The sequence below is a fragment of the Xanthomonas sp. D-36-1 genome (genome assembly GCF_017746155.1).
GTDB lineage: Bacteria > Pseudomonadota > Gammaproteobacteria > Xanthomonadales > Xanthomonadaceae > Xanthomonas > Xanthomonas cissicola.
Genome location: NZ_JAGHWR010000134.1, coordinates 1 through 952, shown reverse-complemented (window position 1 = coordinate 952; position 952 = coordinate 1). Strand labels below are relative to the sequence as shown.

The 952-nt window shown below is 63.3% G+C and carries 1 pseudogene; it reads right to left on the bottom strand.

Features of this window, described 5'->3' with window-relative positions:
* Positions 1-73: 73 nt before the first annotated feature.
* Positions 74-952, bottom strand: a pseudogene (locus J7367_RS21975) (avirulence protein); the annotation flags it as partial.

Below are 952 nucleotides of genomic sequence, written 5' to 3'. Positions count from 1 at the left end.
AATGGGCGGGGGGATTACCCCGATCCAGTGCAGACCACACGGCGGTCGAGGCGACCGTCACCCCGACTGAGCCTCACTGAGGAAATAGCTCCATCAACCATGCCATCTCCTCTTCGTTGAATGCCGGGAAATCATCCGCTGCCCCTGCGAAGGGGCCCGCATCTTGTTCCCACATCACGGTGCTGGACGCTGCCAGGTCGGCGTCCATGGGTGTACCAGGATCCGGGAGGCCGCCCCCGATCCTGGTACGCGGGCGTTTTACACCCCAGCTGAGGGGGGGTAAATGCAGCGCATCGCGCTGTTCGGGAACGCGCACCTGGACAGCTTGCTGTGCGAAGGAACCGGTGACAGAACTCTCCGATCGGGACCGTTTACAGCTGCTGCTTGCCAGCGCCTGGCCCGCCCGGTCTATTGGGCTGGGCGCATCCAGCTCACGCTCCAGCGCATCGGCGAATGCATGCAAAGACGCCTGGTCCGGCGTTTGAGCCGAAGCACCGGACGGTTCGGCCCTTTTTTTCATCCCTGATGCCTGGAGGATACGGTGCCAACGCTGCGGGGCTGGGGGGAGCGTTCCACTGCGGGCCTCGAGTTCGGTGACGCCCACTCTGCGAAATAGCTGTAACAACCCGTGCCTGCTCATCCCGAACTGCGTCATGGCTTCATCAAATGCTTGCGCTGGGTGGGAGTGGCACTGGAAAAAACCCAGCACGCGAGCCACTTGCGCGTGGTCGGCAACGCGAGGGGACGTGCGTTCGGGAAGACGGCGATTGGTTCTTTTGATCAAGGTCGGCGCGTGCGGCAATCCCTTTTTCACTGCCTCCAGCGCAGGACGCCCGCCGAGGCAGGCCAAGGCGACGAGGTGGTCGTTGGTCAACGCGGCCAACGCCTGATCAGGGCGAGATAACTGGGCAAAAATGCTCTCCAGCGCCGGCTTGCCGCCGCCATTGCTGGC